Annotated in this window: 14 protein-coding genes; 6 read left to right on the forward strand and 8 right to left on the reverse strand. The window is 41.0% G+C overall.

The features are described 5' to 3' along the window. Positions 1–585: 585 nt before the first annotated feature. Both addB and addA read left to right on the forward strand, forming a co-directional pair. Positions 586–4068 (forward strand): helicase-exonuclease AddAB subunit AddB, encoded by a 3483-nt coding sequence (gene addB / locus N1I87_RS04440; RefSeq protein ID WP_341100795.1) that lies wholly within the window; start codon positions 586–588, stop codon positions 4066–4068. Next, positions 4068–7838, forward strand: coding sequence for a helicase-exonuclease AddAB subunit AddA (gene addA / locus N1I87_RS04445; protein WP_341100797.1), 3771 nt, complete (start codon positions 4068–4070; stop codon positions 7836–7838). The genes addB and addA overlap by 1 nt, the downstream gene beginning before the upstream one ends. Positions 7839–7925: 87 nt before the next feature. On the opposite strand, the gene N1I87_RS04450 is transcribed toward addA, so the two are convergent. The 6 genes from N1I87_RS04450 to N1I87_RS04475 are packed head-to-tail and all read right to left on the reverse strand — an operon-like array spanning position 7926 to position 9822. Beyond that, entirely contained in the window at positions 7926–8144 is a 219-nt protein-coding gene (locus N1I87_RS04450; protein WP_003353726.1) for a spore germination protein, read from the reverse strand. A 1-nt stretch (position 8145) separates the two neighbouring features. Continuing rightward, a complete protein-coding gene (locus N1I87_RS04455) occupies positions 8146–8562 on the reverse strand; it encodes a spore germination protein GerPE (protein WP_341100798.1) in 417 nt (138 codons plus the stop codon). A 7-nt stretch (positions 8563–8569) separates the two neighbouring features. Next, positions 8570–8749, reverse strand: a complete 180-nt coding sequence (locus tag N1I87_RS04460; RefSeq protein WP_003353724.1) for a hypothetical protein — start codon at positions 8747–8749, stop codon at positions 8570–8572. Further along, complete coding sequence (gene gerPC, locus N1I87_RS04465) at positions 8724–9344, reverse strand: spore germination protein GerPC (RefSeq protein ID WP_341100799.1); 621 nt, start codon at positions 9342–9344, stop codon at positions 8724–8726. Before gerPC ends, N1I87_RS04460 begins: the two co-directional genes overlap by 26 nt. Before the next feature lie 15 nt (positions 9345–9359). Next, complete coding sequence (locus tag N1I87_RS04470; RefSeq protein WP_341100801.1) at positions 9360–9587, reverse strand: spore germination protein GerPB; 228 nt, start codon at positions 9585–9587, stop codon at positions 9360–9362. Between the two features lie 13 nt (positions 9588–9600). Next, a complete protein-coding gene (locus tag N1I87_RS04475) occupies positions 9601–9822 on the reverse strand; it encodes a spore germination protein (protein WP_341100802.1) in 222 nt (73 codons plus the stop codon). A 207-nt stretch (positions 9823–10029) separates the two neighbouring features. On the opposite strand from N1I87_RS04475, the gene N1I87_RS04480 reads away from it, so the two are divergent. From N1I87_RS04480 to N1I87_RS04490, 3 genes are all read left to right on the forward strand, one after another. Then, entirely contained in the window at positions 10030–11196 is a 1167-nt protein-coding gene (locus N1I87_RS04480; protein WP_341100804.1) for a DUF418 domain-containing protein, read from the forward strand. A 27-nt stretch (positions 11197–11223) separates the two neighbouring features. Then, positions 11224–12126 carry a fumarylacetoacetate hydrolase family protein gene (locus N1I87_RS04485; RefSeq protein ID WP_341100807.1) on the forward strand — a complete coding sequence of 301 codons (903 nt, stop codon included), beginning with the start codon at positions 11224–11226 and terminating at the stop codon, positions 12124–12126. 202 nt (positions 12127–12328) lie between these two features. Continuing rightward, on the forward strand, positions 12329–12712 hold the full coding sequence (locus N1I87_RS04490; protein WP_341100808.1) for a YisL family protein: 384 nt from the start codon (positions 12329–12331) through the stop codon (positions 12710–12712). Between the two features lie 235 nt (positions 12713–12947). Here the strand turns inward: N1I87_RS04490 and N1I87_RS04495 are convergent, their stop codons facing one another. After that, entirely contained in the window at positions 12948–13508 is a 561-nt protein-coding gene (locus N1I87_RS04495) for a DUF2777 family protein (protein ID WP_341100809.1), read from the reverse strand. 155 nt (positions 13509–13663) lie between these two features. On the opposite strand from N1I87_RS04495, the gene asnB reads away from it, so the two are divergent. After that, on the forward strand, positions 13664–15514 hold the full coding sequence (gene asnB / locus N1I87_RS04500) for an asparagine synthase (glutamine-hydrolyzing) (protein WP_341100810.1): 1851 nt from the start codon (positions 13664–13666) through the stop codon (positions 15512–15514). A 246-nt stretch (positions 15515–15760) separates the two neighbouring features. On the opposite strand, the gene N1I87_RS04505 is transcribed toward asnB, so the two are convergent. Then, positions 15761–17908, reverse strand: coding sequence for a YhgE/Pip domain-containing protein (locus N1I87_RS04505; RefSeq protein ID WP_341100811.1), 2148 nt, complete (start codon positions 17906–17908; stop codon positions 15761–15763). Positions 17909–18089: the final 181 nt, after the last annotated feature.

Here is an 18089-nt window from a genome sequence, read left to right on the forward strand (position 1 = left end):
AGTATAAAATCTATGTTGGTAGGAACAGAGAGCAAAAATGCATTGATTTCGTTTGGCTATTTCATTATCACCCCTTCGTGATTCCTTCTTCCATCCACGATTTTAGTCGTCCGTAAAACCTCAGGATCCTGCAGGCTCCGTTTTTTTTTGCAACCTCTTTTTGTACCAGTCATGCTGCAATATTCCCAGCAGCGCAAAAAATAACAAAATAACTGTATGCGTATGAGAATCGTTCTGTTTTTCCGCTCACAATAAGATCGGTTAGGACTCGAGATCACTTTTGCAAAGGTGAAAGGTGATAGATAAATCTGCCATATTCAGCTGCGGGTCCCCTTTAATAAACTTTCCTTTTTGGCGAACCGGATAATTCTTTAAAAGTGAAATTTATGTGTAGAACAAGATTGTATTTGACAATACGAACGTATGTTTGTTATTCTGGTAACAATAGATGTTGGTACGAATGACAGGAATCAATGACCGGACAAAACAAAGAATTAGGTTATTTCAAAAAGAGATATAGCGTTTTTATAATGTATTATAATGGGTATGACAGTCAAGGTACCATAAAACCGGAGAGGTGATCGCATGTCTGTTCGTTTTATTTTAGGACGTTCCGGAACCGGAAAAACGAAGTTCATAATAGATGAAATTACTCACCAATTAATCGAAAATCCATCTGGAAAGCCGATTATTTATATAGTCCCTGATCAAATGACTTTTTTATCCGAATATACGCTTGTGAATACTCCGGGATTGAACGGCATGATGCGTGCTCAAGTTTATAGTTTTTCGCGTCTTGCATGGAAAGTTCTTCAAGAAACGGGAGGATTCGCTCGGATTCACTTGTCTTCAGCCGGTTTAAATATGCTGATTCGAAAAATCATCGAAGAAAGAAAAGAGAATCTGCGGCTTTTTGCTAAAGCAGCAGACAAATCGGGGTTTATTCAGCATGTGGAAAAAGCGCTTATTGAACTGAAACGCTATTGCGTTGGCACTGATGAACTTGCGGCCAGGAGAACGGAGTTTGAAGAAAATGGAGAGGCCCAGCTTTTGATTGATAAATTGCACGATCTCCACTTGATTTACGAAGAGTTTGAAAATCATCTCGTTGACCGTTATATTGCATCGGAGGATTATTTTCAATTATTGGCGGAGTCCATCCAAAAGTCGGAGTATTTGCAAGACGCTCAAATTTATATCGATGGATTCCACAGTTTTACTCCCCAAGAATACTTGGTGATCTACGAATTGATGAAAGCTGCATCTCAAGTTTCGATTGCGCTGACACTGGACCGTCCTTATTCAGAAGAACTTCCGCGAGAAACGGATTTGTTCCGGATGACTGGCGAAACCTATGCTTCCTTGTGGGAAATGGCCCGCGATTCCGGGATATCGACAGAAAATATCATGATGACGGAGTTTGTTCGCAGCAAGGAACAGAGTCTTATTCATTTGGAACGCTTTTTTGACAAAAGGCCGGCCAAGCCGTTTATTGGGGAAGGCGCGCCCGTTGTTTTCGAGGCGGCGAACAGGAGAGCAGAGATTGAAGGAGTGGCAAGAGAAATCCGAAGACTTGTCCGTGAACATCATCATCGTTATAAAGAGATAGCAGTGTTGGTCAGAAACGGACAAGATTATCAGGAATTGATTGAAACTATTTTTTATGACTACGAGATTCCGTTTTTTATTGATCAAAAAAGAACCATGTTAAATCATCCTTTTATTGAATTGATTCGTTCCAGTCTTGAAATTTTAACTAGCTTTTGGCGTTATGAACCGGTTTTTCGCGCTGTCAAAACAGAGCTTCTTTATCCTTTCAAGATGAAAGCAGAGCAGATAAGAGAAAAAATAGACCGGTTTGAAAACTATTGTTTGGCTCACGGAGTGAAAGGGGAACTGTGGACAACAAAAAAACGCTGGGTTTACAGAAGATACAGAGGACTTGAGCTGACGGACGCACCGCAAACGGACGAGGAGCGGGCAATAGAGGAAGAAATAAACGAATTGCGGGCTATGATTCGAACGCCTGTTTTACGGCTCGATCGACGGTTTCGTCAAGCGAAAAACGGAAGAGATTTTTGCGAGGCGCTTTATAAGTATTTTGAGGAACTGGATATTCCGGCGAAACTGGAAAGACTCAGTATGGAAGCTGAAGAAAACGGGGATTTACTGGCAGCTCGTGATCATGAACAAGCGTGGAATGCTATCATTGGATTGCTGGACGAGTTTGTAGAGATGCTTGGCGACCAGCCTTTTACGCTGAAGAAATTCGCAACGATCCTCGAAGCGGGCATTGAATCGATGCGATTTACCAATGTTCCACCATCTGCCGATCAAGTCATCATCGCCGATTTGGAATTGTCACGTCTTTCGGATATCAAGACCGCATTTATCGTCGGAGTGAACGATGGAGTTTTGCCGGCCAAAATGGCAGAGGAAGGTATTTTGACGGATGAAGAGAGGGAACGGATGGCTTCATTAGGGATGAAGCTTGCACCAACGAGCAAAACCAGGTTGCTGAATGAAGAGTTTATTGCTTACAAAGCGTTTACAACTCCATCTGAACAACTTTATCTATCTTACCCGATCGCTAATGAAGAAGGGAAAGCTTTGCTTCCTTCCCTCTACATCAAAAGAATGAAGGAAATATATCCGAATATAAAAGAACAGCTATTGTTGAACGATCCTTCCGAACTGGAGGAGCAGGATCAACTGTCTTACATTTCCCATCCGGGGACGGCTATTTCGTATTTAACGTCTCAAATTCAGCTTAAATTACGGAATTATCCAATGTATTCCATTTGGTGGGATGTCTACAATTTTTATATGAGCCACCAAGATTGGAAGTGGAAGGCAAGGAGAATTTTGTCCAGTTTGTTTTATCGAAATGAAGCGAAGAATTTAACAGAGGAAACAAGCAAAGAGCTTTACGGAGACCATATTTTGGCTAGCGTTTCGAGAATGGAGCTTTTCCATGGCTGTCCGTTTTCCCATTTTGCTCGATTCGGGCTCGGTCTTCGAGAACGAGAGGTGTTCCGTTTAGAAGCTCCCGATATCGGTGAGCTGTTCCACGGAGCGTTAAAATGGATGGCCGATGAAGTGAAAAAAAGAGGTCTCGGCTGGAAGACATTGACGAAAGATCAGTGTGCGCAATTGGCAAGAGAATCGATTCAATATTTGGCGCCAAAGCTGCAAAATCAAATTTTATTGAGTTCGAACCGCTATCATTATATTAAGAAAAAGCTTGAATCTATTATCAGCAAGGCTTCTTACATTTTAAGCGAACATTCACGGGCAAGCGGGTTTGAGCCAATCGGGCTGGAATTAGGATTTGGACCAAAAGCAGAACTTCCGCCTTTTACGTTCACTTTGAAAAACGGCATCAAAATGGAGCTGGCTGGAAGAATCGATCGTGTTGATAAAGCGGAAGAAAACAGTAGTGTATTTTTAAGGGTGATTGATTATAAATCCAGCAGCAAGGATCTTGATTTAACAGAAGTTTATTATGGTCTTGCTCTTCAAATGTTGACGTATTTAGATATTGTGTTGGCGAATTCGGAACAGTTGATAGGAACCCCTGCATTGCCTGCCGGAGTGTTGTATTTCCATGTCCATAATCCGATGCTGAAAACGAATAAAATGCTGACGATGGACGAGGTGGAAGAAGAAATTTTTAAACAATACAAAATGAAAGGACTTGTGCTAAGCGATCCGAACGTGGTCCGATTGATGGATCAAACTTTGGAAACGGGGGATTCGGCCATCATTTCCGCCGGACTGAAAAAAGACGGAACGCTTAACGCGCGTTCAAAAGCAGCTTCTGATAATGATTTTGAATCGCTGAGAAAATATGTACGGAAGTTCTATGAAAAGACCGGCAATGATATTGTCTCCGGGAAAATCGATATTGCCCCATACAAATATAAAAAGAAAACACCTTGCGAATTTTGTTCTTTCCGTTCACTGTGCCAGTTTGACCCAAGTTTTGAGGAAAATCGATATCGAATCATCATACCTCTAAAAGATGAAGATGTATTAAAGTTGATACGCGAAAGGGGCGAGCAATGATGGGCAAATATCCAATTCCGTTAAAACCGGATCATGTAAGTTGGACAGACGATCAATGGAAAGCGATCATGGCGGACGGACAAGATATATTAGTGGCCGCAGCGGCAGGCTCTGGAAAAACGGCTGTCTTGGTGGAACGGATTATCCAAAAAATCACCAGTCGCAAAAATCCGGTGGATGTGGATGAATTATTGGTGGTCACATTTACAAATGCTTCTGCTGCAGAAATGAAACATCGAATTGGACAGGCTTTAGAAGAAGCCGCCAATCAGCAGCCAAATTCAGAGCATTTGCGTAAACAATTAGGCCTTCTGAACCGAGCGTCCATTTCCACTCTTCATTCTTTTTGCTTAGAAGTGATTCAAAAATTTTACTATTTGATCGATATCGATCCGGCGTTTCGGATTGTTGAGAATATGGAAGGAACGCTTCTTCGAGAGGAAGCGCTCGATGAACTTTTTGAAGAAGAATACGGAAAAGAAGGAAACGATCGCTTTTACCAATTGGTTGAAACTTTTTCCAACGACCGCAGCGATGCAGAACTTCAGGATTTAGTGAATAAGTTGTATTTTTTTTCACAATCTCATCCGAATCCGGAATTATGGTTGGAACAGTTAGCCGATATGTATGATGTGAATGAAGAGGATTCCATAGATGAATTGCCGTTTTTAGGGGCACTGAAATTTGAAATTGGACTGCAGTTGGAAATTGCCTTCCAGCTCCTTCGCGAGGGATTAGAGCTGACGAAGAGGCCGGGTGGTCCGGCTCCTCGGGCGGAAAACTTTTTGATTGATCTGGAGATGGTCGAAAGCCTTTTAGCCGCAAAGGATTCTTGGCAAGATTTATACGAAAAGTTTCAAAACGTGACTTTTGATAGATTAAAAAGCTGCCGAGGATCAGAGTACGACAAAACCCTCGTGGATGAATCAAAAAACATACGGGATCAGGCGAAGAAAATCATACAAAAGATAAAAGACGACTATTTTTCAAGAAATCCTCGCTACTATTTACGGGATTTGAAAGAGATGAAAGACGTTGTCGAAACATTGGCTTATTTAGTAAAAGCGTTTATGAACCGCTACCAAGAAAAAAAGAGAGAAAAAGGGCTGGTCGATTTCTCCGACCTGGAACATTATTGCTTGGCGATTTTGACGGAATCGGAATCTAATGGCGAGCGAGTACCTTCGGAAGCCGCTTTGTATTATCAACATCGATTCAAAGAAGTATTGGTGGATGAATATCAAGATACGAATCTAGTTCAAGAAGCCATTCTTCAACTCGTTTCCAAGAGACCGGAGACAGACGGAAATTTGTTTATGGTTGGAGATGTGAAGCAGTCTATTTATCGTTTCCGACTGGCAGAACCAAATCTGTTCTTAGAGAAATACCGCCGGTTTACGGCAGACGGGGAAGGAAGCGGGCTAAAAATCGACCTTTCGAAAAATTTTCGCAGCCGGTATGAAGTCCTTGCAGGAACGAATTTTCTTTTTAAACAGATCATGGGTGCTAAAGTGGGAGAAATTGAATACGATGAACAGGCGGAACTTGTTAAAGGTTCATCTTATCCTGAAGAGGAAGAATATCCGGTAGAAGTGGTCTTGATGGACCAAGGAGAAAAACAGGAACGCGCTGTTTCGACCGAGGAAGATGCGGATCAAGCTTTATTCGACGAAGAAGATTTGGAGCAATCGCAAATTGAGTCGAGATGGATGGCAGGGAAAATCCGGGAATTAATTTCGGAACGAAAACCTATTTTTGATCCGAAAACGCAAACGCACCGCCCGATCCAATACCGGGATATCGTCATTTTATTGCGGTCCATGACGTGGGCGCCAGAGATCATGGAAGAATTTAAAAAGGCCGGAATACCCGTTTATGCCGATTTGTCTACTGGATATTTCAATGCGACGGAAATCGCTATTATGATGTCTCTTTTAAAAGTCATCGACAATCCTTATCAAGATATACCTCTTGCTTCCGTTCTTCGCTCGCCGATCGTAAACTGTTCAGAAGATGAATTGGCAAAAATCCGCCTTCATTCTAAAAAAGGAAGCTATTATGATGCACTAAAAGCCTTTATTCAAGCGGTTCCGAAACCGTCTGAAGAAGAACTCCATGAAAAAGTGAGTTTATTTGCAAAAGAGCTTCCTAAATGGAGATCGAAGGCACGTACGGGAAGTCTTTCAGAACTGATCTGGCAGCTATATCGTGATACAGGATTTTATGAATTTGTGGGCGGGCTCCCTGGAGGCAAACAGCGGCAAGCCAATTTAAGGGCATTATACGATCGCGCTCGCCAATATGAAAGCACATCATTTCGAGGGCTGTTCCGGTTTTTGCGCTTTATTGAACGGATGAATGAACGCGGGGACGATTTAGGAGCTGCACGAGCTCTTAGCGAACAAGAAGATGTCGTTCGACTTATGACGATACATTCCAGCAAAGGACTGGAATTTCCTGTCGTCTTTGTGGCCGGTCTTGGCAAACAGTTTAACTTCGAGGATCTTAAAAAATCGTATTTAATGGACAAAGAGTACGGTTTTGCCAGCAGCTATGTAAATGTTGAAAAAAGAATCAGTTATCCAACGATTATTCAAATGGCCTTTAAAAGAAAAAAAAGGTTGGAATCAATAGCTGAGGAAATGCGGGTGCTATATGTTGCCTTAACCCGTGCGAAAGAAAAGTTATATTTAATAGGAACGTTAAAAAATGCCGAAAAGGCCATATCTTCTTGGAAAAAGGCACTAAGCCGGCCAGACTGGTTATTGAGCGAATACGACAGGGCCAATGCCAATTGTTATTTGGATTGGATCGGTCCGGCGCTTGTCCGTCATAGAGACGCATGTTTACTTCATGAAGATGAAACGGACTCTCCTTCGGAAATACAAGAAATTTGGCATCATCCTTCAAAATGGTTGGTCCATCTTTACCATAAAGATGAGTTTAAAGAAACAGTAACGAACGAGAATCAAGAAGAAAACGGATGGGCTGAACTGGTGGAAAAAGGAAAAATCGTTCCATTTGAATCTTCATTTCAAAAAGAGATTACAAAGCAATTGGAGTGGAAATATCCATTTGCTGATTCTGTGCGGCTTCGTTCTAAACAATCGGTTTCCGAACTGAAAAGATTATTTGAAATGCCTGACGAAACAGCTGGTACCGATCTTATTCGCCGACATGAAAAACCTATTTTTGAGCGGCCGAAGTTTATGCAAGAAAAAAAATTAACACCCGCTGAAATAGGAACGGCCATGCATGCTGTCATGCAGCATATTCCGCTAAGCGTTTTTCCAACGAAGGAATCGATCATTGAATTGGTTGCTCAGTTGCAACAGAAAGAATTGATTACCGCTGAACAAGCGGAAGCGATTCATATTGAAGAAATTCTAGGTTTCTTTGAAACTTCTGTCGGAAAACGCCTTATCCGCGCTGATCGAATTTGGCGAGAGGTGCCATTTAGTATGGCGATAGAAGCGAAGGAATTGAACGAAAAATGGAAGGATGTAGCGGATTCCGTTTTAGTTCAAGGCATCATTGATTGCTTATTCGAGGAGAATGGTCAGCTTGTTTTGTTGGATTATAAAACAGATCGAATGGACCGATTCGTAAAAGGCGGGAAGGATGTTGTTCAAGTATTGGAAAATCGCTATCGTATTCAAATAGCTTTATATACAAGAGCGGTGGAGCAAATTTTAAAGCGGCCGCTTTCTGAAGCCTATTTATACTTTTTTGACGGTGGCCGTCTTATAGAGATAAACGACCGATTATGAAAGGAACCACATCTGCTTCACGGATCATCAATAAGCCGGCTGAAAGCCGTAAAAAGAAGGGGCTTTTAGCCGGCTGTATCTTTATGATCAATTATTTCCAGCAAGAGGCTGGTCGAAGACACTTGTTGTTATAGTTGGATTCGTGCTGAGCCCTGAATAGGTCACGATAAATGGTCCGGTATTAAAACCGCCGGCGCCTGCCGACGTTCTTGAGGCTGATTTTGGCGAAATAAAAGCGGTATCGCCAAATTGCACCACTCCGTTGCTCACGTGTATGAATTGGGCAGATCCGATTACAGACGGCATATCAAACATCCTTTGGCATAAGATTTTTCGTCTCCATGTTTTTAACGTTTTCAATGTTTTCAATATGACGAATATGTCTTACTCTTGAATCAAAAACACCGTTAACTAGCGAACCAATTTGAATCACTGCAGACGCAGATGTTCCGATGATGGAAAGATTTCCAACATGGATGACGGGGTTTACATGGAACGTTTGGACTGAGTGTCCCGGTTCTCCAAGCTGAAAATGAAGAGGTTCCGAAAAAATCGGAAAAGATAAAAAAGGATATTCATCTAAAAAGAAAAATTGCTTTGTATGCTGAACGGCCAATACATTGGCTCTTGATGCGATATTTTCGACATCGCCGATATTGAAAACCGAACTGAAGAGAAGAGTCGTTAAATGAATATTGTCTACTACAGAAGATCGGACTGGCATAAGACGATTACCCCCTAGGTGAAAATGGAACAAAAGGTCCCACGATCAAAGCTTCCGGAGGGGTATCGAAAGCGGAAAACAGTTGGATTTGGTTCGCATCTCCAATTAATACAAGCGAAGAACTGGATACACCAGTAATTTTAATATTGGCAACTTTTAATTCATGATTGCTGACTTGGAGGTTCATTGAATGTTCCACCTTTCTGGTCAGGCATGGCAGTTAAAAAGCGGGCAATAGCTTGTTGAATATCCAATTTTGTTTTTTCGAGCACCTCTTGTTGTATGAGAGAAGAGTCTTTATGACGGTGAGCGAGCTGTTGAATATAAAATTGTATACGTTCCGGCAATTGTTTAGCAAGATCGGTTTTGATGACTGAGTAAACGGAAGGCTCTACTTTTCGTTTTTGAAGAACTTCTTGATGGCGGAGCCAGTCCGGCAGTTCATTATTAATATATTCATTCATGGCAGCATACGTGTTTAAAAGCAGTTGGGCGTACTCAAGCGGAGGCAGGGCTGATTGGTCAGAAAAGGGAAGAGCCATATCAGCCATTTCTGCCGTATCTGCGGGATTCATACCAATATTCAACGTCCCTTCTAACGTATCGACTTTCAACTGATCAAATCGATATTCCATTTTTTCCACGTTCATAACCGGTTGCTTTTTCATGTCTTGCAATTGATCTTTAATGGATTGTATTTCCCGTTTCAGCACTTCAATTTTTTGATGCTGCTCTCCGATATATTGATATAATTGATGGAAAATAGAAGAGTAATTATACATTTTATCACCTCAACATTACGCAGTAGGCGGCTGCAGCGGGACAAGTATGGGCATTGTGGAATATGGTTTGTTGAGAATGTTTTGTGATAATTCGGGGGCCGGTTCTGTAAATCCGCCGGTATTATATAAATTGGCAATAGACCGACTGGAGCCGAGCGTACCGATTTGAAGTACGGAAGAATTGGTCATGCTGCCGATTTTGATCATACGAATTTGAATTGATTGTTGGACGTAAATATTCATAAAAAATCCCTCTTTAAAGGTTAAAGTTTATGCCTTGGTCGATTCCATCGTTGTCCAATGTGTTAGTAGATGAATATTGGTTATAAATGGCCAAGCCATCTCCGGTATTGAATGATCCGGCGCCGGAAAAGGTTTTCGTATTGGAAATGGGGCGAATTTGTATGACATCCCCGATATGAAAGACGCCACTCGAGCTGACATTTATCACTTGAACGGCACCCACATAAGCTGGCATCGCCGTTCACATCCTTTTTTGAGAGTCTTGATTCTGATCATAAGTTCCCCGTTTAATTATCAATAGACTATTCGAATTTGGTGGCTGTTATTGTCTGAATCCAGGATTCAGCATCTGGCTAAGCCGTGCGTTCTGCTTTATTATATGTGGGGGTCGGGAAGATGTGATACATAAGCCTATAGAAAATGATGATTTGGAGGAATGGTAATGGGCGAGGAAAATAGAACGCCGCTTCATCCCAATAAACGGATATTGTCGCTGGATGTCATGAGAGGGATATCGCTGCTTGGCATTTTCTTAGTCAACATGATTTCTTTTCATTCTCCTTATCTTTATTATGATCCTTATCATTGGTGGAATAGTCCGAACGATTATGCCCATTATGCGTGGATCGATGTTTTGGCCCAAGCGAGTTTTTATCCGTTGTTTGCCATGCTGTTCGGATACAGCATGTCTTTGCAGCAAGAAAGATTGAAACAGAACTTTTTTTTGCTGGAGTCAAAACGTCTGTTGGTGCTGATGGTGGCAGGAATTCTTCATATCGTATTTATTTGGTCTGGAGATATCTTATTGAATTATTCGGTATGCGGCTTTCTTTTGCTTTTGTTTATGAAAGGACGAGGACGTACCTTAATCATATTTGGCAGCGTATTATATCTTATTCCGCATTTATTCTTAAGCATTCTATTGATTATGACATCGATCATAAATCCTGAAAGCACTGCTTTTTGGTCGGATATGAACGGCATTCAACATTCTATTCAAGCATACAGTACCGGTTCTTTTTGGAGTATTACGAAGCAGCGTCTCGTTGATTGGTATTCTGTCAACGGCTCGACTCATTTTTTTTCGGTGCTTTTGTCTATTTTTCCTATGTTTTTGATAGGGGCGGGGGCCGGAAAACTTCATTTGGTTGAATCGATTGAAAAGCATAAAAAGCTCAATCTTACTTTGCTGCTTATGTTCATGGCAGCAGGAATCTTCTTGAAATTGCTTCCGTTCTTTTTTGGTCAGAACATGGCTTATCAATATGTGCAAGATTCGCTTGGCGGACCGTTGCTTTCCGTTGCTTATGCATTAGCCGTCATGATCATTGTCCGCAATCCATACGGCCAGAAATACAGCAAATGGATCGCACAGGCGGGAAGAATGTCGTTGACGAATTATTTATTTCAATCGGTGATAGGGTCTTTGCTTTTTTACCATTATGGATTAGCTTTATATGGTAAAATGGATTTAATCACCGGCTCGTGGCTGGCATTTACCCTTTATCTCATCCAATTGATTTTATCGGAAATGTGGCTCTCCAAATTTCAACAAGGGCCTTTGGAAAACGTGTGGAAAATGCTGGTCTACGGCAGAAAAACAGCATGACGGGGAAAATAGATGGGGGTGAAGGACATGAAATGGGTCAGTTTCCGTACGGGGAAATATGATGGCTATGGCGTTTACGATGAACAAAAACAATTGATTTTGGACGTAAAAAAAATGGATGAACAAAGAAACGGCTATTCCGATCTTCCTGAACAGCTTGTAGAGGCGTTAGGATTAGGAGATCTCTTCTTGCAAAAAGTACATACTCTATTAAACTGGGAACAGGGTCAACGCAACCGTCCGTGGGCGTTCAAATGGGAAGAGGTGGAACTGTTGGCACCCATTCCGCGGCCATTAAAAAATGTGATTTGCATTGGAAAAAACTATCGAGATCATGCGGTGGAATTGGGTGGAAAAGATGGGGTGCCTGAACATCTGATCGTTTTTTCGAAAGCACCGACAACCGTCACTGGCCATTTGCATCCGATTCCTGCTTATACGGATGTGACGGAAGCCCTTGATTATGAAGGTGAATTGGCCGTTATTATTGGTAAAAAAGGAAAAGGAATTCAAAAAGAAGAAGCTTTAGATTATGTCTTCGGGTATACCATCATTAATGACGTGACGGCAAGGGATTTGCAAAAGCGTCATGTACAATATTTTCTGGGAAAAAGCCTTGACTGTTCATGCCCGATGGGACCTTGGATTGTCACGAAAGACGAGGTGCCGGATCCAGGCAATTTGGGCATAGAAACAAGAGTGAATGGAGAAGTGAGGCAAAAGTCTAATACCCGACATTTTATTTTCTCGATTGAAGAAATAATAGAGACCCTTTCTAAAGGGATGACATTGGAACCCGGAGATGTGATCGCAACGGGAACTCCCGCTGGTGTAGGCCTCGGTTTTCAACCTCCAAAACTCTTAAAGGCCGGCGACGTTGTTGAAATTACCATTGAAGGCATCGGAACACTGCGAAACCAAGTGCAGTAATAGGGAATTTGAAGCAGCCGACGAACATTTAACCGATTACGGCGACGGTGATTAGGAAAAGTCTGCTTTGGCAAATGGTGTTGCCGACGAATTCCACTGGGTGAACGGTTTTTAAGCTTCTAAAATCCATATGAATGGAAAGAACGTTTTGAAAATGATTAGCCTTTTAAGGATGAAAGAAAAAGAGGGAGGAAACATCTTCATGGAAAGTGTTCTTTTTTATAATACCCATTTGCATATTACGACGTGGGTCATCGCCATTATATTGTTTTTCGTTGCTCTTGGACTGTCCAGAGTTCAAAACAAAAAAAGTTTGAATATAACGCATATGATCTTGCGCTTATTTTATGTATTTGTCTTTCTGACGGGTTTGTTCCTGTTTATGAAGAATCATGCCATCAATGAAATGCTGTACGGAATAAAACTGTTGGTTGGATTGATCGTAATTGGTATGATGGAAATGACATTGGTTCGTTTAAAAAAAGGAAAGAGTGCAACGGTTTATTGGATCATTCTGATTTTGGCTTTGATTGCCGTATTTTATATTGGATTTAAGCTTCCGCTTGGCTTTCATTTCTTCGCTTAAAAAAGAGCGGATGGATTTTTTCAAACGATGTCCGGCCACTTTTGGAAAAGGAAAATATTTGCTTTTTGATAGTTTCCGTCAAAGAGATCCAATTTTGAAATTACGACATCTATGTTGTAAAGATGGAGATGGACAAGTTAAGGCGAAGTTTCCATCTCTTTTTTAGCGTATGTAAACGGAATAACGAAGTTTGAAAGAAAAAAATCCCGTTTTCGTAATGATTCCGGGATTTTTTTTATTCCAGTTTTTCTAAAATAATTCTTTTTCCGGTATTGATTGTCAGTTCAAACCGGTCGCTTCTTTTCTCCATATAGCTGAAATGATGGTGTACGGAGCATATTTGGTCACCGTTATCGAAAATGATAAAATTCGTTCCCTGACGAATGTCATTCCGATTTAAAAAGGCCAAGTGATTATAGCAATAAATACAGTCATAAATGGAAAACTGCATGCTGTTCAATCCGGAAAGGAAGTGCAAAAAGGCGTCATCGTTTAATTCATCCAACAGCAATTCCAATGAATAGACTAGACTTTTTTTTATCCTCAATTGATCGGAATCATGCAGCATAATCAGCTTCGATTCAGTTTGAACGGCACCGTCACCGGTAAGAATTCCATGGATCCATTGTTGTTGGCGGTAAAGCTGTACTTCTTTTTGTTCAAACAAATCTAAATTGATGGCTTCATCACTTTCGTCATCAAAAAAGATCCATTCTTGACGTATATATTCCACCACTCCTTGTTGATAAGATCGGATTTGTTGTTCCAACAACTGATTCCTGTCCCACTTTCCCATTGATGATCCTCCTGTCGTATTAAACGGATATTTTCATTTTTTGACAATTCCCTACCTTTTCATTCATGGAAAAGGACAATGAACATATAACGGGTCCTTTGAATAGAATGATTAGGCAAATATCCATTCTATTTTTTCAAAGGAGGCACTCAACGATGTGCGGGATTACAGGATGGGCAGATTTCAAAAAAAATTTAAGACCTTTTACGGAACAAATCGTGAATATGACAGAAACATTGCAAAATCGCGGACCAGATCAGACGAATTATTTTCAGCAGGATCATCTATTGTTTGGCCATAAACGGTTGATTGTGGTGGATCCTGATGGCGGCAGGCAGCCCATGACGAAAACACACAACGAAAGAACGTACACGATCATCTACAATGGCGAGTTATATAATACGGAAGATATCAGAAAAGTTCTTTTATCAAAAGGATATGCATTTCAAGGCCACTCTGACACAGAGGTATTACTTACTTCTTTCATAGAATGGAAAGAAGATTGTTTGGAATACTTAAATGGGATTTTTGCTTTTGCCATATGGGATCATGAGAAGGAGAAGCTGTTTCTTGCGAGGGATCGTGTCGGTGTTAAGCCGCTCTTTTATACTTTAATCGGATCAAGCTTCGTTTTTGGTTCGGAGATCAAAGCGATTTTAGCCCATTCGGATACGAGAGCGGAAATTGACAGAGAAGGATTGGCGGAAGTGATGGGGCTTGGTCCTGCACGAATTCCCGGATCAGGTGTCTTCCGAAACATAAAAGAATTAAAGCCGGGGCACGCTTTAGCTTTCTCAAAAGAGGGGCTGAACATTTGGCGATATTGGAACGTGAAAAGCGACATTCACCAAGATTCAATGGAAGAAACGATTGAAAAAGTACGCTTCCTCGTTCAAGATGCGGTCACTCGCCAACTCGTATCGGACGTACCGCTTTGTACGTTTTTATCAGGAGGAGTCGATTCCAGCGCCATCACGGCCATTGCTTCACGCTCGTTTAAGGAACAACGGAAAGGCATTCTTCATACTTATTCCATCGATTATGAAGAGAATGACCAATTTTTTCAAGCCAATGATTTTCAGCCTAATGCAGACGGTCCATGGATTAAACTAGTTTCCGACCATTTAGGGACGATTCACCATAATTGCGTCATCTCACAGGAAACGTTGAAAAATTATTTGCCGGCTGCCGTTCATGCCAGAGATCTTCCGGGAATGGCAGATGTTGATTCTTCTTTGTTATGGTTTTCACAAGAAATTAAAAAAAGTTTTGTCGTCGGGTTATCAGGGGAATGCGCGGACGAAATTTTCGGAGGATATCCTTGGTTTCATCGATCGGACGATTTTAATCGCGAAGGTTTCCCGTGGATGAGAGCAACGAATGAAAGAGAACAGCTGTTAAATGCTGAATGGAGGAAAAAATTAAATTTAAAAGAATTTGTGCTCCATCAATATCGAGAAGCGGTGAAAGAGGTTCCTGTTTTAGAAGGGGAAAATTCGATTGATGCGAGAAGAAGGGAATTGTTTTATTTGAATTTGACTTGGTTTATGCCGGTACTTTTGGACAGAAAAGACCGGATGAGTATGGGAGCCAGTCTGGAAGTAAGGGTTCCATACGCTGATCATCGCTTGGTGGAATATGTTTGGAATATTCCGTGGGAAATGAAAATGTACGGCAACAGGGAAAAAGGATTACTTCGTAAAGCGTTGGAAGGGATTTTACCTGAAGAAGTGCTCTATCGTAAAAAGAGCCCGTATCCTAAAACCCATCATCCCGTTTATACAAAAATTGTAAAAGAATGGGTTTCTCAACTGTTGGAGGACCGGTCGAGCATTTTGCATGAACTGTTGGATAAAAAAACATTGGAAGAACTGGTTGAAACAGAAGGAAGGGCTTTTCAAGTGCCATGGTACGGCCAATTAATGACAGGGCCTCAGCTTTTGGCGCATCTCGGTCAAATTCATGTTTGGTTTCAAGATTATCATATTCAAATTGTAGATCGATAACAAAAAATAGAGGGGGCCCGGCTCAGGCAGGCTCCCTTCAATATATTTAGCATCCAAAATAAGAAAGGATCTATATGAAGATCGGTATGATGAATAAAAGCCTTCGACTAGTGCTCTCTAAATTAAAAAATTCAGTTTATGCTGCAAATGATATTGGAGCGAAATCCTTTGGCAACAACGGGTGAAAGAGATTCCTGATTCATGCGGTATTCATTCATTTTTTGGCATCGTTTTTTAGAACGATGTTCAATGGATCAGATGACTTTGTTTGACTTTTTGAACAAAGACTTTGCTTAATCGGTATAGAGGAGCTTTCAATGTCATTCCGAATACGAACATCATCAAACCGTAAATGGACAAGATGAATAGATCCTTTCTTACGATATCCGGCAGCATCCCGCCAACCGATTCCCGCAATAAGCTGATAGCATAAGTAAAAGGCAAAAATGGATGGATCTTTTGAAAAAAAGGCGGGGCAACTTGAATGGGAAACGTTCCGCCTGATGCAGAAATTTGAAAAACAAGCAATATGATTCCTAATGCCTTCCCGACATTGCCAAACATTGAGACCAATGTATAGACGATGAAAATAAAAATTGAGGCGATGAATACACTGAACAGTACGAACATCGTTTTTTCTTTCACAAAAACGTGGAGAATATATAAATCTCCGATTGATACAACGAGGGATTGCAGCAAGGCAATCGTCCAAAAGGTAAGCAAGCGGCCAAAATATACTTGCCAGCTTTTATAGTTTTCGCTGCTGGTAACATCAACGGATAATAACGATATTAACAGCATGGCCCCTACCCAAAATGATAACACTGTATAAAAGGGGGACATGCCGGATCCGTAATTAGGAATAGGAAAGAGGGGATGTTCTTCCAACAGCACCGGTTTCTTGAAAAAATCACTTTCTTTTTCCACATCATTTTTTAACAGCTGAATGATTTGATGGATATTATGTTTTTGCTCAAAATCCCGTATTCTGTTTGCCATTTCTCTTATCTTTCGTTCAGACTCGGGCAAGTGTGTTTGGGCGAAGGAGATCTCTTCTATCCCAAAATGAATCCCCTTCGAAGCATCGGCTACTATTTTATAGGCATCCGGCAAGCTTGCGTTGGCTTCTTTCAATAACTGGCCGGCATATTGATTGTCCCTGATCGCACGAGAAATAGCGTTTCGAACAGCGGGAACTACGACAGAATCATAGTTCGCCATTAAGTTGGATAAAGTATCAGAAGACTGTTGAGAGAGCTCATCAAGACGCGATAACAGATCAGATCCAGGATTTTCTCCTCTTTTGACTAGATCCAACGCTTCATTGCTTAGACGAATTTCGGTTTGAAACTGACTCTTGACTTGTTGGAGTTTATTGATTATTGGATTCAGTTCTTGCGAATGGCCAAGGTGATTCATGTTTTCCATTACATTTGTCAAACTGTCGATTAAATCGATGCCTCGTTCTAAACGATGCTGTAATTGATCGGCATCCGACTGCAACTTTGAAAGGGAAATGGGCTGGTTTTGAAGTGTGTCGTAAACATCATGCAACGTCATAGCTGTTTGCTCTAGCGTGATCAAATCCTGCTTTATGGTTGGTTCGGATTTCTTTAAAGTGTTTCTAGTAGTTATGAGAAAGGTTGACAGTCCGTTAGAAAACTGCATTCCATCTTTGGTCAACACGGAAACAACCGGCAATGCATTTTGAGCTTTTCGGACAATCGATTGTGCTTTTACGGCATCTTCATAAGCTGTATCCACCGCTTGATGAATTTCCGGAAGCTTTGCTTCTAAGAAAAAAAGAAAATGCTTTAAATGTTCTATTGTACCTAATTCCCTCTCCAATTCTATGCCTAATTGATTAAAAACGGTGAAAAGGGCTTTGCTGGATGTTTTGATAAATTCTTCATTTATATTTTCGACGATCGTGCTTGCTCCCGTTTTCGTCATTTTCGGGGCAATTGCATTCAATTTTTCATTGACCGTAAACTTGATCACGGGTTTTTCGGGTGTTTCCTTTAAAATCGACGTGAGTTTATCGGAAAAATCTTGAGGAATGATAAGGCTGGCATAATAATGGCCTGTTTTTACCCCTTGTAAAGCTTCCTCTTCATCGACAAATCTCCATCCTAAAGCTTGATTTTTTTTCAGTGATTGGACTACTTCATTTCCAACGTTCAAATAGCGACCTTGTAATGTGGTGCCTTTGTCATTATTGGTTACCGCAACCGCAATCCCTTTTGTATGGCCATACGGATCCCAAGACGCCTTAATATTGAACCAAGCATAAAAAGAAGGAAGAATGATAAGAGCCAAAATGATCACAGAAGCAGCCCAGTTTTTCACAATATTTTTTATATCCGTGCTGTATATTTGCATGACTTTATTCATCTAACTTCACCAACCATCTTTTTTATGTAGGATGGCTGATCGGGGGAATACTTATGCTTTAAACGGCTGAATTTCTTTTAATTATTAAATCCTATTTTTCAAAAACAGAGGAAGAGATAAAAATTTTAAAGTATTTCATCGACACATGAACGACATTTATCGATTTTATGTGAGATTATCT

Origin of the sequence: Bacillus sp. FSL W8-0102, from assembly GCF_038007225.1 — a bacterium.
Lineage (GTDB): Bacteria > Bacillota > Bacilli > Bacillales > DSM-4216 > Bacillus_O > Bacillus_O smithii.

Bases quoted from the DNA above. Each gene is read 5' to 3' on its own strand.
- addB (WP_341100795.1), top strand. From the start codon at position 586: ATGTCTGTTCGTTTTATTTTAGGACGTTCCGGAACCGGAAAAACGAAG.
- addA (WP_341100797.1), top strand. From the start codon at position 4,068: ATGGGCAAATATCCAATTCCGTTAAAACCGGATCATGTAAGTTGGACA.
- N1I87_RS04450 (WP_003353726.1), bottom strand. From the start codon at position 8,144: ATGCCGTCTGTAATCGGATCTGCCCAATTCATACACGTGAGCAACGGA.
- N1I87_RS04455 (WP_341100798.1), bottom strand. From the start codon at position 8,562: ATGCCAGTCCGATCTTCTGTAGTAGACAATATTCATTTAACGACTCTT.
- N1I87_RS04460 (WP_003353724.1), bottom strand. From the start codon at position 8,749: ATGAACCTCCAAGTCAGCAATCATGAATTAAAAGTTGCCAATATTAAA.
- gerPC (WP_341100799.1), bottom strand. From the start codon at position 9,344: ATGTATAATTACTCTTCTATTTTCCATCAATTATATCAATATATCGGA.
- N1I87_RS04470 (WP_341100801.1), bottom strand. From the start codon at position 9,587: ATGAATATTTACGTCCAACAATCAATTCAAATTCGTATGATCAAAATC.
- N1I87_RS04475 (WP_341100802.1), bottom strand. From the start codon at position 9,822: ATGCCAGCTTATGTGGGTGCCGTTCAAGTGATAAATGTCAGCTCGAGT.
- N1I87_RS04480 (WP_341100804.1), top strand. From the start codon at position 10,030: ATGGGCGAGGAAAATAGAACGCCGCTTCATCCCAATAAACGGATATTG.
- N1I87_RS04485 (WP_341100807.1), top strand. From the start codon at position 11,224: ATGAAATGGGTCAGTTTCCGTACGGGGAAATATGATGGCTATGGCGTT.
- N1I87_RS04490 (WP_341100808.1), top strand. From the start codon at position 12,329: ATGGAAAGTGTTCTTTTTTATAATACCCATTTGCATATTACGACGTGG.
- N1I87_RS04495 (WP_341100809.1), bottom strand. From the start codon at position 13,508: ATGGGAAAGTGGGACAGGAATCAGTTGTTGGAACAACAAATCCGATCT.
- asnB (WP_341100810.1), top strand. From the start codon at position 13,664: ATGTGCGGGATTACAGGATGGGCAGATTTCAAAAAAAATTTAAGACCT.
- N1I87_RS04505 (WP_341100811.1), bottom strand. From the start codon at position 17,908: ATGAATAAAGTCATGCAAATATACAGCACGGATATAAAAAATATTGTG.